The following is a 24,849-nucleotide window of genomic DNA, read 5'->3' as shown; positions in this document are numbered from 1 at the left end:
GCGGAGGGCCCACGATCCGGTCTGCCAGGACGTCGGACGGGTCGCACCGCTCGGCTTCTGCCGCCCTGCCTTCGGGTCGCAACCGGAGGCAGGGCGTTTTCGTCTAAGGTCCTCTGATTATAGCGTTTTTGCCGAGGAAAACCGCTCGGAAGCACGCAGAGCAGATGCCGACAGGACGGGGTATGTCCTAGCGAAGGCGGCCGCAAAGCCCCGGGACCTCCGACACGATCCTCTTGGCTTCTTCCGGAGTGGCGTTGGCTTCGTGCGCGGCACTGTTCCTGATGGCGCCAAGCGCCAATATGTGCTTCTGCGTGTTCCCATCGTACGCATCGGCCTTGTAGAGTGCGGCGTTCAGTGGCTGAAGCGTAAGCGGATTCCCGTTCTCGTTGTGCGTGGCGACACCATGGCGCGCGCACATGGACCGCAGATGCTGTTCCAGCACCGAGCCAGCGAGAACGGCCGCCGGCTGGTGGTAGCCCTTCGAGAGCAACTCTTCGGCTTGGTCCATGAGGCTAGCCTCCACCTCCGCCTCGGCGAGTTCCTTTATCTCAAAAACGTACCCTCGGTCCCACGCCTCAGCGGCGGACTTCAGGACGCCGAACATCTCTTGGGCGAGCTGGTGCTTCCAGACGGCAATCTTCTCCTGAAGATTAATGGCCGTCTTGTAATGCGATCCGTTTTCTCCAAAAACAGATCTAATGAGTGCCGTAACGCTCGTTACCCACTTGCGGCTTGCCTGCACATCTACTTCGATATAATAGTCTCCAGTCTTCTTTGTTCGCAGTACAGCTTCACCTTCATCGAGAAGAGCGTTAAAGTTCGATCGGATGCGCTCCGGTGTCATGCGTTGCCCAATGGAGGTTCATGTGGATGATATGGATAAGGCGAGGTCGGCGGTGCTCAACAGTCTCGGAATGTGCGCGGTCACGGCCCGCGAAGTCATAGAGAAGGACATCGTCAAGTCGACGGCGGTGGTTCTACTGTCCTCTCTTGGCCTATATCTGTGCTCTCTCGTGGAGAAGCAGTTGCCGAGGCTAGACGCGCCGAGTGAGGAGATGGCCTTGCGAAACCTCTCCAAGGCTGCTCGTGAGCTCACTCAACCCAAAACTTGACATCTGGGAAGTGCTGCTCGCCGAACTCCTTCGTCATCTCAAGTACCATCTTCGCCTGCTCGTCTGTGTATCCCACGGTGGCCTGCTTGATGCCGAATGCCGCGAGCATCGCTTTGCCGTGCACGTCGATAAGTGCATTGATAATTTGGCGCTCGCGTTCAGTGATATTGTGACCAACGAATTTGACCCGCTTCATGGACACTACCGTACAGCCGACGCCAGCGGTAGTTCTACTAGCCGCCCGTCCAGCGGCAGACGTTCAGGATGTGGCTGTGGCTGGATGAGGAAGAGGCGGGAGCGATGAAGGCGGGAGGAGGCGGGCTACTCGTCGGCCATCTGCGCCATGACGGCGATCTCGCGCAGGACCTCGCCCGGGGTGCGGCCTTCGTTCTGGGCGATGGTCTCGATGACCGATTCCAGCGGCTGCGAGCACAGCCGCGGGCCTCGGACGAAGCGGGGTTCGATGCCGAACCGCGGCGCACGCGGATCAGGCCGCTCGGGCGGGTACCAGGCGAACGGGATCTCCTTGGGCCAGCCGCGCTCGACCGAGAGGTACGACGTGTACCCCTTCGCCTTGAGGTACTCCTCGATGTCGCGCGGCGACACGCGCCGGGTGATGGGCTTGCCTGGGAAGCTGAGATCCATGCGGTAGTCGGGGTCGCGGAAGTTGAAGGTCATCGGAGTCTCCTCAGCCGCAGGGCCAGCGCCTCGCGGGCGATGCGGAGCCGCGACGCCGCCGTGCCCGGCTTCATGCCGCGCCGTCGGGCGTACGCAACGAGGCTCTCGGGGTCGTCCACCGAGAGCAGCGCCTCGCGTTGCCAGTCCGGCAGGTCGGCCAGCGCCTCCAGGACCTCGCGCGCCTCGGTCTGGGCGTGGAGGTCGATGCCGACGGGCTCACGGAGCCTGCCGAGGGGCTGCGCATGAAGCACGGCCCGCCGCACCCAAGCGCTGCCGAGGTAGTGCCCCGTCTTCCGCCACGCGATGCCGTAGAGCCACGCGCGGAGCGCCTTGCGGGCGTCCTGCGCGGGGTCCGGACGGTACATGCCGCGCTTCACCGAGCGCCACGCGCCGAGCAGGATGTCCTGCGCAACGTCCTCGCGGTCTCGCTGCGGCACGCCGCTGGAGATGAGCACGGCGACGATGACGCCGCGCTCGGCGAGGAGCGCCTCGATGCTCGGTCGCTTCCGGCGATGTCGTGCGGCAGGCGGGCGGCGAGCCCCCTTCCGCGGGCGGCTCATCCGCTCCTCCCGCAGGACGGGCAGCGGTCGGCCGCCACGGGTGGGCTCAGCAGGCGCTCCACGGTCGTCTCAGCGACCCGAGCGGCCAGCAGGACGAGCGCGGGCGACCCGCGGCCGATGCCGCAGGCGACGCCGGTTAGCGTGCGCGTGTGGACGCCGCCCATCGCGGCGGAGACGGCGCGCCAGCTGCCCAGGCGAGCCTTCAGCCCGCGCAGGGCAGCGCGGAGCCGTCGGGTCTCGTCGGGCGTGAGGGAGAGGGATCGGCTTCGATGGTACGAGCGGCGTGTAGGTACACGTCCGCCTTGCCCACCGTCGGGTGGGATCAGGTACAACTGCATCGTCGGACCTCGTTTGCGCGGGGTTCGGCCACGCAGCCCGGAGCGCGCCAACGCTCGCGGGCTGCACTACTTCCGGCCGAACTTAGCCCGTCACGGCGAGTCCGGAGTCAAAGTGCAGCACTCAGATCCAAAGTGCAGCACTACCTCCCCGCAGCCTCGGGTCTGAATTTCAATTCTCCCGGGAGGCTCCCGGCAGCCTCGGTCACCCCTTCGCCTTGCCGTTCGCGTCCCACTCCGCCCAGAAGCGCTCCAGGCCGAGGTCCTTCAGCGCCCGGTTCAGGAAGCGACGATCGGTCCAGGGCTCGACGTCGAAGGTGTTCCGGATCAGGCCGAACTTCTTCGAGTCGGCGACCGCCGACTTGTACCGGGCGATGACGTACTCGTCGAGCAGCGGGCTCGCGTTCTGCTTCATGTCCTCGCCCTGCTGCGCTTCCTTGTAGTTCGCGTAGGGCGTGCCCGACTTCGACCACAGCTGGAACACCTGGTTGCGGTTCTTCTCGTCCGCGACCCACGCCGACGACTTCACCGCCAGCGTGATGATGCGCTGCACGATCTCGGGGTGCTCGTTGATGAAGTCCTCCCGCGCGATGATGCCTGAATTGCTCGGGTAGGTCGGCGAGTCGCCCTTCGTCGAGTAGACGATCTTCGCGATGCCCTGATCGCGCAGCGACAGGAAATCGGTGCCGCCGAACGCCGCGTCGATGTCCTTCGTGGCCAGCGCCGCCTTCGACGTGGACGTGTCCATGTTGATGGAGCGAATGTCCTTCTCGGTCAGCCCGTGGCCCTCGAGGATCCGGTTCGCGGACAGCTGCGTCGCCGTGCCTTTGGCGAATGCCACCTTCTTGCCGCGCAGATCCTTGACCCCGTTGATCGGCGAGTCGGAGGGCACCACCAGGTAGGCGTGGCCGCGCCGGCTGGCGCTGCCCAAGAGCCGCGTCTTGAGGCCGCTCGCCCGACCCACCACCGAGGGCAGGTGTCCGTGCGTCCAGATGTCGAGCAGGTTGTTCGCCACCGCCTCGTTCACGGCCGGACCGGCGCCGCGGAAGAAGTTCCACTTCACCTCGATGCCGTCCTTCTTGAACTCTTCGACGAGGCTCCCCTGAAGGTGCAAGAGGGAGAAGAAGCTGCCCCCGGTGACGGGGCGATTGCCCACGCCCACGCCCGGCACGCCGACGCGGATCACACTGGGCCCAGCAGCACGGGCCCTGCCTGCGAGGAGCGCTCCGGACACCGCCGCCGCAGCGCCCCCCAAGAACTGACGTCTATCCATGGCGCGCCGATTTGCACCGGACATGCCATTCGCTGAGCACCCCCGAAATCAGCGCTCCGGCGCGCCACGCTGCTTCCAGGGGAGCACCCGATCCGCAACGATGCTGGCGGCGGTCCATCCCGCAGGCCGGCCGGGGAGCCGCGCCCGGCCGCGCGCGCCCCGCCCGCGGCTCGCCGCCGGTCCGGGCGTCGCGGCCTCAGCCGCCGAGCCCCCCCGGCCGCGCGCTCGCGAAGACGGCGACGTTCCGCGGCGTCACCTCGGGGTCGAAGACGATCGCCGCCTCGACCTCGTGCCCCTGCTCGCCGAGGGCCATCGCGCGGTCGAGCGAGACCGCGACCTCCGTCAGGCGGGCCAGGAGAGAGCGCGGCAGCGTGAGCCGGCGCATCCGGCCGAACGCCGCGCGCGCCGCGCGCTCGCGCTCGCGGAGCTCGACCTCGGTCGCCGGCGGGAGGCCCCGCAGCGCGAGCGCCCGCGCCGCGAGCTCGCGCAGCCCGCCGTGCGCGCGCCGCCGGTTGATCCCGCGCATCTCCTCGCCGAGGGCGACGTCGAGCCCGCGGCCGCGGAGCAGCGAGAGCAGCGCGTGCCGCCGCTCGCGCGCCGCGAGCTCCTCGTCCAGGCTGGCCTCGACCCCCGCGCGCCGCGCCGTGAGGTTGGTGAGGCCCAGCGCCTCGCGCCGGAGGACGAGCCCCGCCGCCCTCGCCGCCGCCGACAGCGGGGCGCGCGCCGGCGCGCCGATCTTCTGCAAGCAGCACGAGACGAGCGCGAGGTCGCAGCGCGCCGCCGCCGCCGCGGTCACCATGCGATCGCCGAGCTCCCCGCACGCGTGCAGGCCGACCGGCAGGTCGTCCGGCGCGAACGCGAGCGCCTCCTGGAAGGCGTCGAACGCGACGAAGCGGGCCCGGCCCCCGGCGGCCAGCGCCGAGGCCGTCGCGACGCGGTCGGGCTCGCGCTCGAGGCCGATCGCCTCGCGGTCGAAGCGCGCGGCGGCGAGGCGGGTGAAGTGCCCGTGTCCCGCGCCCACGTCGACGAGGCGGCGGGCGCGGGCGGCCATCGGCGCCACCGCGCCGAGCAGCGCCTCGAGCTGGAGCCGCTTGCGCGCCGGCACCGCCCGGAGCTCGTCCAGCGACGCCGGCGGGAGCGGCTGGACCGGCCGCCGCGGCAGGCTCGCGGCCTCGTCCGCGGCGCGCGCCAGGGCCGCGAGGCTCGCCGGCGCGCCGCCGAGCCCGGCGATGCACGCGGCGAGCCCCTCGCCCTCGCAGCGGGCGAGATCGGCGTCCGTGAGCGAGAGGAGGAAGCCCGTCCAGCCCCGCGCCTCGCACCAGGCCGGCGGCGCGCCCTCGTCGACGCGCGCCTCGACGATGTCGAGCGCCGGCACCAGCACCTCGAGGGCGCGCGCGAGGCGCTGAGCGACGGTGGGCAACCTGGGCGACGGGGGCATGCGAGAACCGGAGCGGGGCGAGCAGTACCGGATCCGCGCGGCGCCAGGAAGCCGCCTCTCGCGCGCGCCGCGGGGCCGGCGGGGGGGTTGCGGCCGGACACCCCCGCTCCATGAGACGCGCATGGAGAAGCAGAACAAGCAGAGCGCAGCGGGCACGGATCAGCGGCAACAGCACGTCGATGAGCGCACGCAGCGGCGCGCCGGCGAGGCGCACCACGGCGGCAAGGGCTCGCAGGAGAGCGCGGAGGCGTACCAGAAGGGCGAGAACCCCGGCGGCACGCACCAGGGCGGCGACACCGAGGGCGCGGTGGGCGCGACGCACGGCCACGGCGGCTTCGGCGGCAAGGGCGCGACCGGCGGCGACGAGGGCGAGGGCAGGCCGAACCCCTACGAGGACATCGGCGTGAAGAAGGGGCGGGACTGACCCGCCCGCCCGAGCGCGCGGCCGGAGCCATCCGGCGGGCGCGGGCTTCCTACCCGGCGGCGCATGGTAGCGTGGGGGCGCCATGCGCCTGCTCGCCTTCGCGTCTCTCTGCCTCTGGACGTGCGGTTGCGCTCCAGCCCTCTCCACGTTCCAGCCCGCCCACGTGGCCGACAAGGGCCATGTCCAGGCCGAGCTCGGACTCGACGTCTCGATCCCGACCGGCACCATCGCCTCGCTCATCGACGCCGGCGTCGTGCTCGCGGAGGTCGCGGAGTCCCGGGAGCTGTCCGAGCGCGAGCGGCAGACGCTCTTCGAGGCAGGCGGCGCGCTCACGCTGAACCCGCCGTCGGCGACGCCGCACCTCGGGATCGGCTACGCCGCGCTCGACCGCTGGGAGCTCAACCTCCGTTATACCGGCAGCGCGCTTCGCCTGGGCACCCGCTACCAGCTCCTGAAGCGCGACAAGGCCGGCGTCGACCTGACGGTCGGCGCCGGCGTCGGGCGTTATGTATTCGGGTTTCCTGTCGTGAGCGTCCTCGACATCGTCGAGCTCGAGGACTTCACGCGGTGGCAAGTCGATCTGCCGATCCAGGTCGGGACGGCGGGCACGTGGTACCGGGTCTGGGGCGGCCCTCGCCTCATGCTCACGACGTTCGACGCCGGCCTCACCGTGAACCTGCCCGCCGTCACCGGATACCCGGGCGAGCTCGAGATCGCCTCGCTCTCCGGCCTCGGGCTCTACGTGGGCGGTCAGGCAGGCGTCGCGTTCGGCTACAAGCATGTGTTCCTGGGCGTCGAGCTCACGCTCGCGGAGATCTTCACGGGCGGCGAGCTCGCCGTGCTCGGGAAGCGGGCGGCCGCGGTCGATCTCGACGGCTTCATCGTCTACCCGGCGGTGGGGCTGATGGTTGAGTTCTAGAGCGGATTTCTGCTGAACTGGCGCCCCCGGCGCGCGCAAGCGCCGTATCGATCAAAGACAGAACGAGCACGCCCTCGGCGAGCGCGCCGCGCCCGGAGGATGAGCGCCGCTGCGCAGCGCACGTCTCCAACGCTCGCGGGACGAGAAATGAGCCCACAACGAACCTGCCGCAGAGCGCAGACGACAACACCAAATCTTCCTTGCGTGAACCGCCATGTACGAGCATCCATTCGCGGGAGGATGTATCAATATGAAGATTCGCGGTCTAAGCAGAAATTACACCCGCGCATGCGTGCTGTACATGTCCCTCGCAGCCGGCTGCGCCACCGTTGATGAGCCGGACCGACAAACCGGTGCAGCACGGACGGCGCTCAGCTCACACCACCACGGCACACACGAGCAGCGCAGCGAGCGACTCAACCCCTTCCCCTTCGACGACGGCACGGGTCGCCGCCCATCGGCCCCGCGCAGCAGGCCGGCGCCGCGGCCCCTCGCGGAGCGCAGCGCGCTGCGCGAAGGCGTCACGTCCGCGCCCGCGACCACGCGGGCGCTCGTGCTTTATGACCAGGCCGGCGATTGGGCGTGGCTCGGTCAGTTCTACGCCGTCGCCGCGGGCAACCTCGCGAGCCACTTCGGCGGCTGGGATCCGATGCCCGTGTCGAGCTACCAGGCAGGCGACATGAACGCGTACGCGGCGGTGATCTACGTGGGGTCGACCTACGACGAGCCGCTCCCCGGCGCGTTCCTCGACGACGTCCTCCTGGAAAAGACGCCCGTCGTGTGGCTCAACCACAACATCTGGCAGCTCTCGAGCCGCGTCGCCGACTTCCCGACGAGGTATGGCTTCCAGCCGTGGATCTTCGAGACCGCGGCGGTCGGCGAGGTGCTCTACAAGGGGTCGCGCCTCACGCGTTACACGATGAACGGCGCCGGCATCATGACGTACAGCGGCGAGATCGACGCGACGAAGGTGAGCGTCCTCGCGCAGGCGGTTCGCTCCGACGGCGTCACCTTCCCGTGGGCGCTCCGCTCGAAGAACTTGACCTACATCGGCGAGATTCCGTTCAGCTACATCTCCGAGACGGATCGCTACCTCGTCTTCTGCGATCTTCTGTTCGACGTCCTCGCTCCGACCACGCCGGAGCGTCACCGCGCGCTCGTCCGCATAGAGGACGTGGACCCGACCGTGGAGCCCCATCAGCTCATCGCCATCGCGAACTACCTGTCGAGCGAGCGCGTCCCCTTCAGCATCGCCACCATTCCGATGTTCGTCGATGCGCTCGGCGCGTACTCCGGCGGCGTGCCCGAGACGGCGCGGCTGCGCGACGAGAGCGCGGTGGTGAAGGCCCTGAAGCACATGATCACGCGAGGGGGAGAGCTCGTCATGCACGGCTACACCCATCAGTACGGGGCGCGCCCGAACCCCTACTCGGGCGTGAGCGCCGACGATTTCGAGTTCTGGCTCAGCCACATCGACGCCGACGATTACGTGATCTACGACGGCCCCGTCCCCGAGGACTCGGCGGCCTGGGCCCTCGGCCGCATCGAGGAGTCGTACGGGGAGCTCAGCGCCGCCGGTCTGCCCATGCCGACCATCTTCGAATACCCGCACTATGCCGGCTCCGCCGTCGACTCGCGCGCCCTCGCCCAGCGGTTCTCCACGGCGTACCACCGGGGCCTGTACTTCGGAGGCGCCCTCGGGGGCGGGGCCGACGATCACAGCCGCATGCTCGGCCAGTTCTTCCCCTACCTCGTCCGCGACACCTACGGCTGGCAGGTCATCCCCGAGAACCTGGGCTCTTACGAGCCCGAGGCCTACAACCACCATCCGGCGAGGCTCCCGGCAGACCTCATCGCGAGCGCGCGCGCCAACCTCGTCGTCCGCGACGGCGTGGCGAGCTTCTACTTCCACCCGTTCCTGGAGCTCGACGCGCTCCGGGAGATCGTGCAGGGGATCAAGGCCGCCGGGTATACCTTCGTGCGCCCGCGGGATCTCTGATTCAGCGAACAGCGCCGCCGCTCCCTCGCTCGCGGCACCACGCCGCATAGCCGTCGAAGAGGCGGGCGGCGGCGGGGCCGCGCTCGGGGTTCATGTAATCGAGCACGGAGAAGGCCGCGAGCCGCGCCCCGGCGGCGCGCTCGAGCGCGGTGCTCCGGAGGACCGTGGCGAGCTCCGCCGGCACGGCCTCGAACGGCAGGTCGTCGCGCGGCGGCCCATGGACCTGACGGAACAGCTCGACCGTGGACCACAGCTCGACGCCGCGCGCGCGGGTCACCGGGCGCAGGGCCGCCAGCATGCGGCTCGCCGCCTCGGCGCTCCCGTGACCGCTGCCGACTCCATCCTGCAGCATGAGCACGTCGACCGGGCGATCCGAGAGGAGCTCCCCCCACCACCGCGCGTGCTCCTCGGGGCCGAGCGTCCCCGTGAAGAACGGCGATATCGCGACAGGGCGGCCCGGGCTCAGCCGGCGGAGCTCGCGCGCCGCGCGGGAGAGGAAGCGCCGGATGCTGTGGGAGCGCTCCGCCGAGGACCAGGTCGCGTCGTCGATCTCCTGCGGCAAGTACCAGCCCGCGCACGCGGGCGCCGCGGCGCACGTCCGCGCGAGGCCCGCGGCCGCGTCCGGCCGATCGAGCGGCGGCGGCAGGGCGACATCGACGGAGAACCCCTTCGGCCAGCGTGGGTCCAGGTAGAGGCCCAAAAGCACGCGCATCCCGAGGGGCTCCGCCGCCCGCAGGAGCGCGCGCACCGGCTCCTTCCCCGGCAATCGGCCGTCGAAGGGGCCGAGCTCGTCGCCGCTGTACTGGAGCACGATGCTCGTGACGCCGAGCGGCTGGAGCTGGACGAGCGCGCGCGTCCACTCGGCGACGCCGTAGCCGAGCTCCCGCTCGCTGATCTGGATGAACGTCGACTCGAACCCCCCGGGGCAGGCGCGCTGAGGATGGCGCGCCCACGCCCCGTTGCACGAGGACGTCAGGCTCAGGCAGACGCCTATCGCCGCCGTCCGGGAGAAGATCGTCAGGCTTTTGCTCAGAGCAGATTCCACGGTTGCGCCGCGGGGCTGCTGGCGGTGCGCCCGCGCCGCTTCTCGCGCGGCGTCGCGTCGAGCCCCGACATCGTCTCGAGGAGCTCGGCGATGCGCCACGCGGCCGCCCCATCTCCGTATGGATTGATGCCGCTGGCCATCGCCCGATAGCGCTCGGGCTGCGTCAGGAGCGCCATGGTCTCCTCGTAGATGCGCTCCTCGGCCGTCCCGACCAGGCGCGCCACGCCCGCCTCGATTCCCTCCGGGCGCTCCGTGACGTCCCGCATGACGAGCAGCGGCTTGGCGAACGTCGGCGCCTCTTCCTGCACACCTCCGGAGTCCGTCATCACGAGGTGCGCGCGATCCATGAGGGAGACGAACTGCACGTAAGAGACGGGCTCGAGCAGGGCGATGCGCTCGTGATGCCCGAGCATGTTGCGGACGGGGCCGGCGACGTTGGGGTTCATGTGCACCGGATAGACGATGCAGGCATCCGGCACGTCGCGGGCGACGCGGAGCAGGGCCCGGCAGATGCCCTTGAGCGCATCCCCGAAGCTCTCCCGCCTGTGCGCCGTCACCAGGATCATCCTCCGTCCGGCGAGCCGCTCCGGCGAGAAACCTGGTATCTCGGGAGGGCTCCGGCGCACGAGCTCTCGCGTGGCGAGCAAGGCGTCCACGACCGTATTGCCGGTGTTGAACACCCTGTCCGGGTCGAACCCCTCGCGGAGCAAGAGCTGACGCGCGGGCTCGGTCGGCGCGAAGAGCACGTCCGACAGCTGATCGATCATCCTGCGGTTGATTTCCTCGGGGAACGGCGCGTAACGCTCTCCCGAGCGGAGCCCCGCCTCGACGTGCGCGACGGGGAGCTTCCCGTAGAAGCCCGCGAGCGCGGCGGCGAACGCCGTCGTCGTGTCCCCCTGAACGACCACCCACGCTGGACGGCGCTCCTGCAAGACATGCCGGAGGCGATCGAGCGCCCGCGTGGTGATGTCGTGCAGCGTTTGCTTCGGGCTCATGATGCCAAGGTCGATGTCGGGCCGCAGGCCGAACGTGCCCAGGGCCTGATCCAGCATCTGCCGGTGCTGACCGGTCGAGATGATCAGCGGCTCGAAAGCCCCGCTCCGCGACAGCCGCTGCACGAGCGGCGCGAGCTTGATGGCCTCCGGGCGTGTGCCCACGACGATCGCAACACTTCGCCTATCCATGTTCCCCCCTATGACAATGTCGCTCTCGCCGTCTCTACGCGCGGGGCAGCGGGCCCCGCGCTCCTGGAGCGGCGCTTCGATCTTCATCGCGTCATGGCCGCGGCCTCGAGGCGCGCGGCCGTGAGTCTCCGTCACCGCGCGTCGTCGAGCTGGCCCGGACCGAGCGCCTGCTCCTTGAGGACGAGCGGCTCGCGCTCGGGCTGCCGCTCCCGGAGCGCGTCGGGGCACGGGAAGACGTGGGCCGTCTTCAGCCACCGGAGCGGCTTTCCGGTGATCCGGTGGTTGACGTACTGCACGACGGCGCGGCCCATCGCCGCGACGCTGATCACGTTGCCGACCGCCATCCGCGGGAAGCTGAGCAGCGCGTGCCCCGCGCCGTACAGCCTGAGGACGAGCCAGCCCTTCATCCACGTGCGCCAGACGAGCATGGCCAGGTTGAACCACAGGATCCACTGCAGCGCCGAGCCCTCCGGGCAGATCTGGGCGAAGCTCCACGACGCCGCGGTCGCGAGCGCGACGCTGCTGCGGACCGCCGCGTACGCCGCGAGCGCGTAGGCGAGCACGAGAAGGAGGTTCGTCACGAGCGCCTTGCGATCGCGGAACAGGCAATACAGGACCGGGAGCGGCCCTCTCCAGCCGAGCTGCTCCCACGTCTGCAGCGTGATGCCGAGGATCCACCGCGAGCGCTGGCGGATCGAGGCGCTGAACCCGTCCGGGAAGAACTCCCGCGTGGCGATGTACTCTTCCCCGCCCGCCACGGCGGGATCGTTGCCCACGACGGTGCGGCACGCGAAGCACACCTTCTTGCCGGCCAGCCGGAATTTGAGGCCGAGCTCGTAGTCCTCGGTGACGCTCTCCGTGTTGAACGCCCGCTGCGCGTGGGAGACCGCGATGTCCTCGAAGGCATCCCGGGCGAAGGCGCTGCCCACGCCGGCCGAAGGCACGAGGCCGCCGATCGCCTGGCGGACGAGCATCTCCTTCAGGTGATGCTCCGCGAACTCGTCGATGTACGTGCCCGAGACGAGCGCGCGCCGCGGGATGCGGAGGGAGAAGACGGGCGTCTGCACGAAGTCGTAGCCCGGGATCAAGAGCGAGTAAAGCCTCAGCGACATCGGGTGGATCAGATCCTCCGCGTCGTGCATGAGGAGGATGTCGAACCGCCGTCCGCTGCGCTGCTCCTCGAGGACGATGCCTTGATAGACCCAGTTGAGGCAATCTGCCTTCGACGTCGGGCCGTCGTGGGGCACCACGACCTTGTGGATGTTCGGCGCCCGCCGCACGACGGCGTCGACCCGCGCCTGGGTCTCGGGATCGTTGCTGTAGGTCCCGCAGAAGATATGGTAGCTGTCTCGGTCGTAATCGAGCGTCGACAGGTTGTGGTCGAGCATCTCCTCGATCACCTCCGCCTCGTGCCACGCCGGGACGAGGATCGCGACGCGCTTCTGCTCGACGGACCGGAGCGCCTCGATCGGCACGGCCCGCTGCGCGCGCCGATGCAGGCCGCGCGCCAGGTAATTGACGTCGACGAACAGCTCGTCGAGCTGGTTCGCCAGGATGGCGCCGCCGGCCGTGTAGGCCACCGCGCGGATGCTGAGATCGAGCGCTTCGAGGATCACACTCAGAACTCCACGTAAGTGGCGGCCTGGAGACGGAGATCGACGTACCCGAGCTGGCGCGGCGCCGGGTCGCGGCCTTCCCGCCCCAGGTAGGAGCCGGCGTGGAGCCCGAGCGCGAGATCGAGGCGCAGCGGCCGGAGCAGCCGGAGCCGGGGCCCCGCGCCGGCGTCCACGAAGTTGTTGAAGAAATCGCTGTTCGTATCCGCCGCTGCGCGCCCCTCCGCGACCACCTGCCACGCGAGCGGACCGGTGACGAGGTAGGTGGCCGAGAGCCGCGGCCGCGCGAAGGCGATGACGTTGTCGTCGAACCTGCTCACGAACACCGCTTCGGCGTAGAGCTCTGCGCACGGGACGAAGGTCCACGAGACGCCCTCTCCTCCGGGCGCGCAGCCGCCGGTCTCCGCGCCGAAGAACGCGCCGCCCCTCGCGTCGAAGGCGACGCGCTCGCGGCCGTCGTCGAGCAGGTTGAGCGCGGGCCCGGCCTGCACGAAGAGGCCGATCCGCCGGTCCCAGAGGCGCAGCATGGCGCCGAGTCCGGCGAGGGCGTAGTTGTCGGCGTAAACGAGCGGAACCCCGCCCGCGCCTCTCCCGCGGGAGGCGAGATCGCGGGTGACCTGCGCATACGCATAGAGCCCCAGATCGAGCGAGAAGGACGGGCGGAAGAAGCCGCGGGCCCTCAGCGTCGGGACGAGATCGCTCTGCTGCGCGGCGCCGAGGACGCGGCTCCATCCATAGGTCTCCGCGTAGAGGTCGGCCGAGAGGCGCTGCGGGAGCAAGCGCAGCTCTGCCTGGGCCTTCCGCGCGAGCGCCTCGTCCGGTCCGCGGCCCGCCTCCTCGAAGCGGCGGCGCGCCTCTTCTCTATCTCCTTGCTGGCTCGCGAGGTACCCGAGCTCGAGCGCCACGAGCTGCGCGTCGGCGCCCGCCGCGCGGGCCGCCTCGAGCGCCGCCGCGGCGCCGCGGGTGTCATGGGCGGCCTTGCGCGCGTAGGCCTCGTCGAGCAGGCGCCGCGCCGCCTCCGGGCCTTGCGCCGCACTCCCCTGCTCCGCGCGGGCCGCGCGCGGCGGCGACGAGAGCAGCGCGCACGCGAGCAGGGCCCGAGCCGTCACCCCCAGAATGGCCGGCGTCGCACGGCCTCTTTCGAAGGCAGCAAACATCGACGAATAAGTAGCACACACCAAAACAACGCACGACCGAATTCACGGAAGAACTCTAGTCGACACCGGCGTTCGACAGCGACAAACGGACACGGTAACTCGAGCGCAGCAGCCGCATCTCGAGGAGATAAACACCCCTCGTCCAAGGCGCATGACCGCGCCGCGGCGCCTGCGGCGAGCTGGCTTAAAGCGCGGCCGACGCGGCCGCGCGGAGCGCTTGTCCGAGACCGGATCTTCGTAAACACAGTTTGTAACAAATGTCGCAATCACCCCTGACGCCGCGGAGAGGGGCACGCGCGCGCTCGTCAGGGTGGCTATGCGCGGTCCCTCGCCGAGCGGAACACCGGACGTCGACCGCTCGCCGGAGCGCTGGCGCGTCGACGACCTCGGCCAGGGCGGTAGCGCCGCGGAGCCCCCCCCGAGGTGCGAGCGAGCTCCGGGGCTCCGGGGGGACCTGCGGCGGCCCGGCGAGCGCCTCGGCCGCCTTCGGCCGGGGCGTGTGACGCGGGCCGCGCGGCGCGCGTTACGACGGCGTATCGCGCATGAAATGCCGACGAAACCAGCGCCGAGAGACAATGCCGGCGTCCCCGCGGCGGCCCTCGCCGCGGGGCGGTCCTCTCCTCACCATGGAGGCCTTCCGCGTGGTGACCTCTGCAGATCTCGCCATCAAGGATCTCGGCCCTTGCCGCTACCCCTCGCCCGTCGCCGAGAAGCTCGGCGAGGAGGCCACGGTGTACGTCGGCGAGGCCGACAAAGTGCTGTTCGACGATCGCCTGTCCGCCGTCCTCTCGGGCGCCGCCGGCCCGCGCCCGCCGGCGTTCGAGCTCGCCGGGCCGCGCAACCGCGCCTTCTGGGCGCCGGAGGAGATGCGCGCCGGCATCGTGACGTGCGGCGGGCTATGCCCCGGCGTGAACAACGTCATCCGCGGGCTCGTGCTCACGATGGCGCACAGCTACGGCGTGCAGGAGATCTTCGGCTTCCGTTACGGCTACGAGGGGCTCGTCGCCCGCTTCGGGCACGCCCCGGTGCGCCTGGACCCGCGCACTGTCGAGGAGATCCACCGCATGGGCGGCACCGTCCTCGGCACTTCCCGCGGCAACCAGGACCCGCACCAGATGGTGGACACGCTCGTGGCCATGGGCATCAACGTGCTCTTCGTCGTCGGCGGAGACGGCACGATCCGCGGCGCGATGTCGATCGTCCGGGCCATCGAGGAGCGCCGGCTGTCGATCGGGGTCATCGGCGTGCCGAAGACCATCGACAACGACATCCACTTCATCGACCGCAGCTTCGGCTTCGAGAGCGCCTTCGCCGCCGCCGTGGACGTCATCCGCAGCGCGCACGTGGAGGCCTCGGGCGCGAAGAACGGCATCGGCCTCGTCAAGGTGATGGGCCGGCACTCGGGCTTCATCGCGTGCTCGGCGGCGCTCGCGTCGGCGGACGTGGACGTGGTGCTCATCCCCGAGGTCCGCGCGGAGCTCGACGGCCCGCGCGGCCTGCTCGCGCACCTCGAGCGCCGGCTCGCGCGCCACGGCAACGCCGTGGTCGTGGTGGCCGAGGGCGCGCTGCAAGAGCACTGCGCCTCGAGCGCGGAGCCGATGGCCACCGATCTCAGCGGCAATATCAAGCTGAAGGACATCGGCCTCGTCCTGCGCGATCGCATCAACGCGCATTTCCGGGCGCGCGGCGTCGAGGCGACGCTGAAGTACCTCGACCCGAGCTATCATATCCGCAGCGTCCCCGCGTCCCCGTCGGACAGCGTGTTTTGCTGGAACATGGCCAGGAACGCCGTCCACGCGGCCATGGCGGGCAACACGGAGATGCTCATCGGCCGGTGGCACGGCCGCTTCGTGCACGTACCGATGCCGCTCGCCGTCCGCATGCGCAAGCAGGTCGAGCCGACGGACGATCTGTGGATGGCCGTCGTGGAGGCCACGGGGCAGCCGCTCACGTTCCATTAGGCCGGTCTCCGGGTCGAGGCGCCGCCTCTCGTGCATCAACCAGGCGCGGGGCGCGACGCGCTCGTGGCATGATGCCCGGCATGAACATCTCGTCGCTCTCGCGCCCGCTCGTGCTCGTCGTCGGTCTCGCCGGTCTCGCCGGCTGTCACAAGGAGGCCCCGGCGCAGGCCCCGCCGCCGGTCGAGGCCGCGGCCCGGACGCAGGACCCCACCGCCGGGACCGGCGCCCCGACGGGCGACGGCAGCAGCGCCGCGCCAGGCGACGGCAGCAGCGCCGCGCCGGGCGACGGCGGCAGCGCCGCGGCGACCGAGCCCCGGTGCGCGGCAGACGCCGACTGTGTGGTCTCCTGCGCGCGGGTCGGACAGTGCTGCGACCAGCTGTGCCCGCCGTGCGACCAGGCGTACCACCGCGATGCGCTCGCCGCGCTCCAGCAGTGGCGCGCCGCGCGCTGCGCGGCCGAGAGCTGCCCGGTCGCCAAGTGCATGGCGCCGAAGGAGGACTCGGTCGCCCGCTGCAAGGCGGGGCAATGCGTCGTCGAGCGCGTACCGCACGTCGACCAGTGATCGGCCGCCCGCGCGAACATCGGTGAACGGCGCGGCCGAGCGCGCCTCACGCTGCGTTTTGCCACAGGCCGCACCTGCGCCACACCGATCGAGCTCGACGCGACTCGACCCGATCGCACAGCCCGTCTCCGCCGTCCTTCCCGCCGAGATCGCCAGCCCCTGGCCCTGCGCTTGCATTGCGTGGGTCCGAGAACATCGCGATCCCGGCCGCGGACGTCGCCGGCCCACGGCTGGAACGTGGAGAATCGTGGATCGGCTCTCGCCGAGATCGCCGCGGGAGGTCCCTTGGGCATCGAGATCCAGCAAGACCATTTCAAGACCGTCGATTACGGGCTCTTCAAGGCGCGCCTCCAGCAGAACCTCACCGCGCTCGAGATGGTGCTCAGCCGGCCGGGGTTCGGCCTCGGCGACACGACGATCGGCGCGGAGCTCGAGATGTTCCTCGTCGACCGGGAGGCGCGCCCCGTGCCGCTCGGGCCCGAGATCGCGCGCGCGGCGGCGAGCCCGATGATCACGCCGGAGATGGGCGCGTTCGACATCGAGCTCAGCACGCAGGCGGTGCCGCTCGCCGGCCGGCCGCTGTCGGCCCTGCGCGAGCAGATGCGCGCGACCGTGGAGGCGATCCGCGAGCGCGCCGCGGCGCGGGGCGCGCGCGTGGTCCCGGTCAGCATCCTGCCGACCTTCCAGCGGCAGGACTTCAGCCCCGCGACGATCACGAACCTCCCCCGGTACCGCGCGCTCGCCGCGGGGCTCTGCCGGCTGCGCAAGGCGCCGTTCCACATCCGGATCGACGGCGCCGAGCCGCTCGAGCTGATGTCGGACGACCCCGCGATGGAGGCGGCGAACACCGCCTTTCAGGTCCACCTCCGGGCGTCGCCCGACGCGTTCGCGCGGCTGTTCAACGCGGCCATGATGATGACCGCGCCCGTCCTCGCGGCCGCGGGCAACTCTCCCACCTTCCTCGGACACCGGCTCTGGCACGAGACGCGGGTGGCGGTGTTCAAGCAGGCCGGCGACGACCGCCCCCCGGAGACCGACGCCGACTGGAAGAAGCCCGCCCGCATCGGCTTCGGGACCGGCTGGGTGCGCGACGGCGCGGCGGAGCTCTTCATGGAGAGCGTCGCGCTGCACGAGCCCATCCTCCCGGTCTGCAGCGACGAGGACGTCATCGCGTGCGCGCGGGCCGGCGGCGTGCCCCAGCTGCACGAGCTCCGCCTGCACCACGGCACCGTCTGGAAGTGGAATCGGCCGGTGTACGACCCGGCCGGCGGCGGCCACCTCCGCATCGAGCTGCGCGCCATGCCATCCGGGCCCACCCTCGACGACATGCTCGCGAACGGGTGCTTCCTGCTCGGGGGCATCCTCGCCCTCGCGCCGACCGTCGGAGAGCTCCTGCCGTCGTTCCCCTTCGGGCTCGCCGCGCGGAACTTCTACCAGGCCGCGCAGCACGGCCTCGACGCCGAGCTGGTCTGGCCGGAGGGGCCGGGCGCCGCGCCGAAGGGCGTCCGCGCGCGCGATCTCCTCCTCTCGCTCCTGCCGCGGGTCGAGGAGGGCCTCGTGAGCGCGGGGGTCGACGGCGCGGAGGCCCGCCGCTACCTGCAGATCTTCGAGGCGCGCGTCGCCAAGGGCGTCACCGGAGCCGTGTGGCAGCTCCGCGCGCTCTCGGCCCTGGAGCCGCGCGCGCCGTCGCGCGAGGAGGCGCTCCGGCGGATGCTCGAGCGGTACATGGCCGAGGTCGACTCCGGCAACCCCGTGCACGCCTGGGCAATCCCGGGCGCCGGCTCGACGTGAGGTCGCCATGAGCCTTACCGCCACGAGCTCGCTCGCAGCGCAGATCGACGCGCGGCTCTCCGCGCCGGGGGCGATGGACGCGGCGCGGTTCGCGTCGTTCCTCGGAGGCCAGCGGAGGCTCGGCCTCACGCACGGCGGCCGCGCGCTGTGCCGCCACCTCAGGCCCTACCTCATCGCGGAGCACGACTACGCCGCGATCGCGCGCGCCGCCGAGCGGATCGCCGCCGCGCTCGAGCGCGTCGCGCGGCGCGCGCTCGTCGACGCCGCCCTGGCCGAGGAGCTGGGGCTCTCCGCGGAAGAGCGCGCCCTCGCGGCCCTCGATCCCGGCGAGGGGCCGTTCCTCACGGTCGGGCGGCTCGACATGCTCGTCACCGAGGGCGGCTTCTCGTTCATCGAATACAACGCCGACTCGCCCGCTGGCATCACCGACCAGCTCCTCATCGAGGAGACGTTGATGGCGCTCCCCCACCTCGCGCCGCTCCGGCGCGGGCGGGGCGTGCGCGCGCCGGCGCCGCACCGCGCGCTCCTCTGCGCCCTGCGCGAGGGGTACGCCGCGTGGGGCGGCCGCGAGGCGAGGCCCACGATCGCCATCGTCGACTGGAAGACCGCCGACACCTCGGCCGAGTTCAAGGTGCTCTCCGACCTGTTCTCGGCCGAGGGGCACCGGACGCTGATCCTCGATCCGGACGAGCTCGAGCTCGACGGAGGCCGCCTCTCGGCCGGCGGGGAGCGGATCGATCTCGTCTACCGGCGCGTCATCACGCAGGAGCTCGTCGGGCGGCGCGGCCTGGATCACCCGCTCGTCCGCGCCTACCGCGACCGCGCGGCGTACGTGGCGAACTCGTTCCGGACCAAGCCGCTCAACAAGAAGGCGGCGTTCGCGGTGCTGAGCGCCCCCGAGTTCGCCGACCTGTTCTCGCCCGAGCAGTGGGCGGCCATCGCGCAGCACATCCCGTGGACGCGCCGCGCGCGGGCGGGCCGGACCTCGTGGCGGGGGCGCGACGTGGACCTCCTCGAGCTCATCGCCGCCGAGCAGGAGAGCTTCGTGCTGAAGCCGAACGACGATTACGGGGGCAAAGGCGTGCTGCTCGGGTGGCAGACGCCCCCGGACGCGTGGAGGGCGGCTGTCCGCGACGCCGAGGCGCAGCGCGCGATCGTGCAGGAGCGCAGCCGCGCGCCCACGGCGCGCATGCCCGCGTTCCGCGACGGCCGCGTGGTCGAGGAGGAGGTCTACTTCGACCTTTGCCCCTTCGTGTTCGCCGGCCGCATGGAGGGCGCCATGGTGCGGCTCTCGGCCTCTGCGGTGAGCAACGTCTCCGCGGGCGGCGGGGTCACCGGGCTCTCGATCATCGACGATGCGCGCCTGAAACGAGAGGATAACCGCCATGTGTGAGCTCCTTGGCATGGTCTCGAACGTGCCGACGGACATCGTGTTCTCGTTCACGGGGCTCGCGCTCCGCGGCGGGCAGACGGGGCCGCACGCGGACGGCTGGGGCGTATCGCTCTACGATGGCCTCTTCGCGCGGACGTTCCTCGAGCCTCACCCCGCGTTCTCGAGCCCGCTCGCGCGGTTCATCCGCGAGAACCCGATCCACACGGCCCTCTCCATCGCGCACGTGCGCAAGATGACGCGCGGCGGGGCGGCCTTGAAGAACACGCACCCTTTCATGCGGGTGCTCCACCGGCGGCACATCGTGTTCGCGCACAACGGCACCCTGCCCAACGTCCGGGATCGGAAGCTCCACCTCGAGACGCCGATCGGGGACACCGACAGCGAGCATGCCTTCTGCGTCCTCCTCGAGGAGCTCCGGGCCGCCTACGGCGCGCAGTACCCGAGCGACGGGCGGGCGCTGGGGAAGACGCTCTACGAGCTGGGGAACGAGCTCGGCAGCGACGGCGTGTTCAACTTCCTGCTCGCGGACGGAGAGCACCTGTTCGCCCGCTGCGGCGACCACCTGTCCTGCATCCTCCGCCGCGCCCCGTTCGGCGAGGCCACCCTCGTGGACGCCGATCTCAAGGTGAATTTCAACGACGTCCACGGCCTGGGCCCCGACGCGCGCATGGCCGTGGTGGCCACCGAGCCGCTCACGCGGGACGAGCTCTGGAGCAAGGCGACGCCCGGCACGCTCTGGGTCTTCCGCGCCGGCGAGCTCGTGGCGACCTACCCCGAGGCCGCGGCGCGGGGCTCGATCGCGGACATCGCCGAGCCCGGCCCTCCGGGCTGAGGCGCCGTGTCCGCGGCGCGCCGTCAGCCGCGCGGCCGCGCGAACAGGTCCCGGAAGAAGTCGCTCAGCGTGTGCTCCTTGTAGTCGCGGAACTCGCCGGCATCGAAGTAGACGCCGCCGCACACGCTACAGCTCTCGTACCAGATGTGCGGCTGCTGCGGGTCGACCATGCGCACCATCGGCGTCGTGCAGCGGGGGCACGGCACGCGCCGGATCTGGTTGTTCTTCCGCCCGACCGCGGGGTCGCCGGTGTCGATGTGCTGCGAGCCCTCCATCGCCTTGAGCGACTCCTTCTCACGGCTGTCGAACCAGATTCCGCCGCACGCGGTGCATCGGTCGACGTCGATCCCGCCGAAGGTGACGACATCCATCGAGGCGGTGCATTTCGGGCAGTTCACGTCGCGCTCCAGTGCGGCCGGCGCCGCGGTCTGCCGCGATGCTATCAGACGGGCCGGATCGCGTGAAGCGCCGGCGTCACGTGTAGCACGCCGGCGCGAGCCGCAGCGCCTGGACGAGCGCTGGATCGTGGCCGAGGAGGAGCGCGCCGCGGCGCTCTCGCGCGATCTGCTTGAGGCGGCGGATGCTGGCGAGCGCGGCCTCGTCGTCCACGCTCTCGCCGGGGAGGATCTCCTCGCTGAAGTTCTCGGCGAGGTCGCCCGCGTCGCCGACGAGGACGACCGTGCCGGTGTCCCTCAGCTCGACCACCACGGACTGATGGCCGGGCGTGTGCCCGCGCGTCGACACGACCTCGACGCCCGGCATCGCCTCCCAGTCTCCCTCGACGAGGTCCCAGCGCAGGCCGGGCAGGTCATAGTCGCGCTCGAACCAGGCGGGCCCGTGATCCGGGCCGAAGGCATACGCGTGCTCTCGCCGCTGCACGGAGATGCGCGCGCCCTGGAACATCGCGAGGTTCCCGGCGTGGTCCAGGTGCATGTGCGTGAGGATGACGTGGCCCACGTCGGCGGGGCGCACCCCGATCCGGTCGAGCTGACAGGCGAGCTCGTGCTCCGGGAGGATGACCGGCGGGCGAATCCCCTGCTTCGTGTAGTGCTCTTCGCGGAGCGCCGGGTCGTGGACGAGCGCGCTGTTCAGCCCCGTATCGACGAGCACGAGCCCCCGCGCGGTCTCGAGCAGATAGGCCGACACCGGCTCGGCGAGGATGAAGCGCCCGCCGCGGTCGCGCGTCGAGACCGTCTTCTCGAGGATCTCGTACCCACAGAGCAGCACGTAGAGCCTCGAGACCTCGGTGCTCATGGGCGCGACCTCCCTCGCGGCGCCGGCCCGCGAGCGGGCCTGTCCAGCCTGGCCGAGCCTCGCGCCCGCGTCATGCGGCGGGGTGTGCCAGCTTCGAGTACTTCGTGCAAAAGAACATGTACACGCCGTAGGCGCACAGGCCGGCGGCGACGAGCACGAGCAGCATGGGCCCGAAGGGCGACGCCGCCACGGTCGAGAGCGCCTCGCCGACGCCCTTCGATTGCCCCGGATCGTGGGTGATCGCGGCCTTGATCAGCGCCGCGCCGATGATCCCGAACACGACGCCGCGCGAGACGAGCCCGACCCGGGCCATGCGGAAGACCCACGTGCGCTCGGGGGGACTCATGCCCTGGGTGCTGAGGTCCCGCGCGAAGCGAGATTTCATCGCCTTGCGGAGCTGCTGGACGGCGACGCCGATCACCACGAGCCCCGCGACGCCGACCAGCACGCCCCCGAACGGCTGCTCCAGCACCTTGCCGACCCAGGTCCGGGACCCGTCGCCGCCGCCGCCGCCGCGGCCGAGCGCGAGCTGGAAGGCCGTGATCGCGAGGCCCGCCGAGATCACGCCGCTCGCGGCCCAGCCCACGCGCTCGGCCTTCCCCTTCGCGTCGTGGCCGACGTGGCCCGGGTCCTTGAGCGCGAGGACCTCGCGCCACAGCGCATACCCGAGGAGCCCGATCCCCACGACGATCAGCAGCGCTTGCCCGAACGGCTGCTCGCCGAGGACCCCGACCGCCTCGTGGCCGCCGGCGGTGCGCCCGCCACCGCTGAAGGCCGCCTGGAGCGAGAGGGCGCCGATCAGCACATAGACGAGCCCCTTGGCCGCAAACCCGAACCTGGCCAGGGTGCGCACCCAACCGTTGTTTTCAGGCTGGGTGAACATGTTCTGTCCTACCGGAATTTCCATGGCTTCAGCTCTCCTGGGCGAGCCTGGTGCAGCGGGCATGCCACCGGTCGAGCGGGGCGCTTCGAGCGCGGGTGCGGGGGGCGTCGTGCGGTGTGGGGCGGGCCGCCACGCCTTGGCTCCAGAGTGCCTCACACCTGCTCGCCGAGCGTCGGTAACGTGCTTCGCCGCGCGCTCCAGGTGTCGCGGCGGGCGCAGCGGTCCTCGGGGGCGTGGGCGACGAGGGCGGGTGAGCGCACATGCGCTCTCGCAAGCGCGGGGATTTTCGGCGGGAAACCGGAGCGCTGGATGGAGGGGAGTCCTCTGGCAGCCTGCAAACGAGCCTACGTCCATCCTGGTCCGCGCTGGATCTTCGGTGGCCCACGCCGCGTGGTAGAGCATTGACACCCCGTTGCGGTTTGGGGTCTTCTCGCGCGCGATCTATCCCCCGCGCGGGCCGCTCTGGCCCTCCGAGCTGGCCGCGCCGGCTCTCTGTCGTCCCTGCTTCCGCTGTTCGGCCCCTCGATGACCCAGACCTCCCCTGACGTAGCGCCCGAGCCTGCGCCTGACGAGCCGCAGCGCGCTGGAACGCCCACGGCGCTGGCCGTCCCCTCGCCGTGGGGCGCGCGCGCCGCCCAGCTCCTCGCGCGCGTCCTGCCGTGGCTCGAGCGCCTCCCGCGCTTCGCCGTCGTGTTCCTGCGCGTGGTCGTCGCGCTGGCCGCGGCGGGCGCGATCGGCACCTACCTCGTGCTCGGGATCATCCACCTTCGTTTTCCGTTCGAGATCGAGTGGATGGAGGGCGGCCTCGTGGACGAGATCCGCCGCGCGCTCGCCGGGCAGAAGCTCTACGTCAAGCCCACGGTCGAGTACGTCCCTTTCCTGTACGCGCCGCTCTACTTCTATGTTGCGGCCGCGTTCTCGAAGGTGCTCGGCGTCGGCTTCTTCTCGGCGCGTCTGGTCTCGTATCTCGCCTCGATCGCGGGGATCGCGCTCATCGCGCGCATCGTCCACCGCGAGACCGGCGGCAAGCACGCCGCCCTGCTCGCGGCCGGCGTCTACGCGGGCGCGTATCCGCTCTCCGCCGGCTTCTTCGACATCGCGCGGGTCGACTCGCTGTTCGTGCTGCTGCTGCTCGCGGCGCTCTACGTCGCGCGGTTCGGCCGCTCGGTGAGCTCTGCCGTGGGCGCCGCGGCGCTCTTCACGCTGGCGCTGCTCACGAAGCAGTCGGCGTCGGTCATCTTCGTGCCGGTCGCGGCGTACCTCGTCCTCGCCGGGTGGAGGCGCGGCCTCGTCTTCGCTGCGTCTGGCGCCGCGATGATGGTCGGCAGCGTCGTCGTGCTCGACCGGATCCACGACGGCTGGTTCTGGTGGTTCGTCTTCTGGCTCCCGCGGCAGCACCCCTGGGTGGAGCGGATGTGGGTCGATTTCTGGCTCGAGGATCTGATGCGGCCGCTCTCGGTGAGCTGCCTCCTCGCGCTCTTTTACGTGATGGTCGATCGCCGGGTCTTCTCCTCGGGCGACGTGCGCGCGGCGGCTCCTGGCGACGCTCGTCGCGATGCCGAGCCGGCCGACGCGCCGCGCGTGGCGGAGGCGGGCGGCGCGCAGCTCGGGGGCACGGACGCCGCCGTGCCATCCCGGCCGGCCCACGGCTCGGCCTTCGCCCTCTCCTTCCGGGACTTCCGGGACGGCAGGTACTTCTATCTCTTCGCGGCCGTGGGGATGCTCGGCGCTTCCTGGGCGGGGCGGCTCCACGCGGGCGGCTGGCCCAACGTCATCATGCCGGGCTTCGCGATCCTCGCGATCCTCTTCGGCCTTGGCGTCCACGCTGCGATCGCCGCCGCTGCCCAGCTCTCCGAGCCCCGGCGGCACCGCCTCGAGGCGTTCCTCCTCGTGCTCGCGGCCGTCCAGTTCGCCTGTCTTGCCTACGATCCTTCTCGTTACGCGCCGAAGTCCCTGGATGCCAAGGCGGGAGAGCACCTGCTCGACAAGATCCGCAAGGTCGAGGGGGATGTCTTCATCCCTGCCCATGGCCACCTCGCGACGCTCGCGGGCAAGCGCCCTTACGCCCACGAGATGGCGGTCGCGGACATCCTCGGGATCAACGGCGGCCCCGCTGGCGCCGATCTTCGCGCCGACATCGAGAAGGCGATCTTGCAGAAGCGGTTCGGCGCGATCTTCTCGGACACCGACTTCTACAAGAAGGAGATCCAGCAGGCCTATCGCCAGGAGGGCAAGGTCTTCGAGGACAAGAAGGTGTTCTGGCCCGTGACCGGCTTCCGCGTTCGCCCCGAGCGCATCTACGTCCCCAAGAGCACCGGCGCATCACGCCCGAGCATCCCCCGGCGGTAGGTCCGCCCCTCCCCCGGGCGGCCCGGCTCTCCCACCGCAGCAGGCACGGCTCTCCGACCGCAGCAGGCCCGGCTCTCCCACCGCGG

General features: G+C 70.9%; 23 protein-coding genes. 10 read left to right on the top strand and 13 right to left on the bottom strand.

From position 1 onward, the window contains the following. Positions 1–187 precede the first annotated feature (187 nt). Positions 188–844 (bottom strand): hypothetical protein, encoded by a 657-nt coding sequence (locus WMF26_RS13170; protein WP_438000611.1) that lies wholly within the window; start codon positions 842–844, stop codon positions 188–190. 22 nt (positions 845–866) lie between these two features. On the opposite strand from WMF26_RS13170, the gene WMF26_RS13165 reads away from it, so the two are divergent. Further along, entirely contained in the window at positions 867–1,112 is a 246-nt protein-coding gene (locus WMF26_RS13165; protein ID WP_438000610.1) for a hypothetical protein, read from the top strand. Here the strand turns inward: WMF26_RS13165 and WMF26_RS13160 are convergent. From WMF26_RS13160 to WMF26_RS13140, 5 genes are all read right to left on the bottom strand, one after another. Then, positions 1,093–1,308: a hypothetical protein gene (locus WMF26_RS13160; protein ID WP_438000609.1), complete on the bottom strand. Its 216-nt coding sequence runs from the start codon at positions 1,306–1,308 to the stop codon at positions 1,093–1,095. The two genes, WMF26_RS13165 and WMF26_RS13160, sit on opposite strands and share 20 nt — an antisense overlap. Positions 1,309–1,433: 125 nt before the next feature. Then, entirely contained in the window at positions 1,434–1,790 is a 357-nt protein-coding gene (locus WMF26_RS13155; protein ID WP_438000608.1) for a hypothetical protein, read from the bottom strand. After that, a complete protein-coding gene (locus WMF26_RS13150; protein ID WP_438000607.1) occupies positions 1,787–2,350 on the bottom strand; it encodes a sigma-70 family RNA polymerase sigma factor in 564 nt (187 codons plus the stop codon). The genes WMF26_RS13155 and WMF26_RS13150 overlap by 4 nt, the downstream gene beginning before the upstream one ends. Positions 2,351–2,890: 540 nt before the next feature. After that, positions 2,891–3,871, bottom strand: coding sequence for an ABC transporter substrate-binding protein (locus tag WMF26_RS13145; protein WP_061629236.1), 981 nt, complete (start codon positions 3,869–3,871; stop codon positions 2,891–2,893). 283 nt (positions 3,872–4,154) lie between these two features. Next, entirely contained in the window at positions 4,155–5,396 is a 1,242-nt protein-coding gene (locus WMF26_RS13140) for a methyltransferase (RefSeq protein WP_438000606.1), read from the bottom strand. Between the two features lie 121 nt (positions 5,397–5,517). Between WMF26_RS13140 and WMF26_RS13135 the strand changes: the two genes are divergently transcribed. From WMF26_RS13135 to WMF26_RS13125, 3 genes are all read left to right on the top strand, one after another. Continuing rightward, positions 5,518–5,820: a hypothetical protein gene (locus WMF26_RS13135; RefSeq protein WP_438000605.1), complete on the top strand. Its 303-nt coding sequence runs from the start codon at positions 5,518–5,520 to the stop codon at positions 5,818–5,820. An 82-nt stretch (positions 5,821–5,902) separates the two neighbouring features. Continuing rightward, positions 5,903–6,739 carry a hypothetical protein gene (locus WMF26_RS13130; RefSeq protein ID WP_438000604.1) on the top strand — a complete coding sequence of 279 codons (837 nt, stop codon included), beginning with the start codon at positions 5,903–5,905 and terminating at the stop codon, positions 6,737–6,739. 553 nt (positions 6,740–7,292) lie between these two features. Then, a complete protein-coding gene (locus WMF26_RS13125; RefSeq protein WP_438000603.1) occupies positions 7,293–8,738 on the top strand; it encodes a DUF2334 domain-containing protein in 1,446 nt (481 codons plus the stop codon). 1 nt (position 8,739) lies between these two features. On the opposite strand, the gene WMF26_RS13120 is transcribed toward WMF26_RS13125, so the two are convergent. The 4 genes from WMF26_RS13120 to WMF26_RS13105 all read right to left on the bottom strand — a co-directional run bounded on the left by WMF26_RS13120 (position 8,740) and on the right by WMF26_RS13105 (position 13,689). After that, positions 8,740–9,783: a DUF4434 domain-containing protein gene (locus tag WMF26_RS13120; RefSeq protein ID WP_438000602.1), complete on the bottom strand. Its 1,044-nt coding sequence runs from the start codon at positions 9,781–9,783 to the stop codon at positions 8,740–8,742. Continuing rightward, a complete protein-coding gene (gene wecB / locus WMF26_RS13115) occupies positions 9,768–10,967 on the bottom strand; it encodes a non-hydrolyzing UDP-N-acetylglucosamine 2-epimerase (protein WP_438000601.1) in 1,200 nt (399 codons plus the stop codon). The genes WMF26_RS13120 and wecB overlap by 16 nt, the downstream gene beginning before the upstream one ends. A 131-nt stretch (positions 10,968–11,098) precedes the next feature. Next, positions 11,099–12,583, bottom strand: a complete 1,485-nt coding sequence (locus WMF26_RS13110) for a glycosyl transferase family protein (protein ID WP_438000600.1) — start codon at positions 12,581–12,583, stop codon at positions 11,099–11,101. Between the two features lie 2 nt (positions 12,584–12,585). Further along, complete coding sequence (locus WMF26_RS13105) at positions 12,586–13,689, bottom strand: hypothetical protein (RefSeq protein ID WP_438000599.1); 1,104 nt, start codon at positions 13,687–13,689, stop codon at positions 12,586–12,588. A gap of 674 nt (positions 13,690–14,363) precedes the next feature. On the opposite strand from WMF26_RS13105, the gene WMF26_RS13100 reads away from it, so the two are divergent. The 5 genes from WMF26_RS13100 (at position 14,364) to WMF26_RS13080 (ending at position 20,277) form a co-directional block, all read left to right on the top strand. After that, positions 14,364–15,698, top strand: a complete 1,335-nt coding sequence (locus WMF26_RS13100; RefSeq protein ID WP_438002404.1) for an ATP-dependent 6-phosphofructokinase — start codon at positions 14,364–14,366, stop codon at positions 15,696–15,698. Between the two features lie 80 nt (positions 15,699–15,778). Further along, positions 15,779–16,261 carry a hypothetical protein gene (locus WMF26_RS13095; RefSeq protein ID WP_438000598.1) on the top strand — a complete coding sequence of 161 codons (483 nt, stop codon included), beginning with the start codon at positions 15,779–15,781 and terminating at the stop codon, positions 16,259–16,261. A 285-nt stretch (positions 16,262–16,546) separates the two neighbouring features. Continuing rightward, positions 16,547–18,052, top strand: a complete 1,506-nt coding sequence (locus WMF26_RS13090; protein WP_438000597.1) for a hypothetical protein — start codon at positions 16,547–16,549, stop codon at positions 18,050–18,052. Positions 18,053–18,059: 7 nt separating this feature from the next. Further along, a complete protein-coding gene (locus WMF26_RS13085; RefSeq protein ID WP_438000596.1) occupies positions 18,060–19,445 on the top strand; it encodes a hypothetical protein in 1,386 nt (461 codons plus the stop codon). Then, a complete protein-coding gene (locus tag WMF26_RS13080) occupies positions 19,438–20,277 on the top strand; it encodes a class II glutamine amidotransferase (protein WP_438000595.1) in 840 nt (279 codons plus the stop codon). The genes WMF26_RS13085 and WMF26_RS13080 overlap by 8 nt, the downstream gene beginning before the upstream one ends. Positions 20,278–20,300: 23 nt before the next feature. On the opposite strand, the gene WMF26_RS13075 is transcribed toward WMF26_RS13080, so the two are convergent. The 3 genes from WMF26_RS13075 to WMF26_RS13065 all read right to left on the bottom strand — a co-directional run bounded on the left by WMF26_RS13075 (position 20,301) and on the right by WMF26_RS13065 (position 22,438). After that, positions 20,301–20,675, bottom strand: coding sequence for a zf-TFIIB domain-containing protein (locus WMF26_RS13075; RefSeq protein WP_438000594.1), 375 nt, complete (start codon positions 20,673–20,675; stop codon positions 20,301–20,303). Between the two features lie 76 nt (positions 20,676–20,751). After that, positions 20,752–21,531 (bottom strand): N-acyl homoserine lactonase family protein, encoded by a 780-nt coding sequence (locus tag WMF26_RS13070; RefSeq protein ID WP_438000593.1) that lies wholly within the window; start codon positions 21,529–21,531, stop codon positions 20,752–20,754. 70 nt (positions 21,532–21,601) lie between these two features. Beyond that, positions 21,602–22,438, bottom strand: a complete 837-nt coding sequence (locus WMF26_RS13065) for a DUF1206 domain-containing protein (protein ID WP_438000592.1) — start codon at positions 22,436–22,438, stop codon at positions 21,602–21,604. Positions 22,439–22,939: 501 nt separating this feature from the next. Between WMF26_RS13065 and WMF26_RS13060 the strand changes: the two genes are divergently transcribed. Then, positions 22,940–24,763 (top strand): ArnT family glycosyltransferase, encoded by a 1,824-nt coding sequence (locus WMF26_RS13060; RefSeq protein ID WP_438000591.1) that lies wholly within the window; start codon positions 22,940–22,942, stop codon positions 24,761–24,763. The last annotated feature ends 86 nt before the right edge of the window (positions 24,764–24,849 follow it).

Origin of the sequence: Sorangium sp. So ce185 (assembly GCF_051526825.1) — a bacterium.
GTDB lineage: Bacteria > Myxococcota_A > Polyangia > Polyangiales > Polyangiaceae > Sorangium > Sorangium cellulosum_D.
The sequence above is the reverse complement of the archived record's forward strand: the minus strand, read 5'-3'. Positions and strand labels throughout refer to the sequence as shown.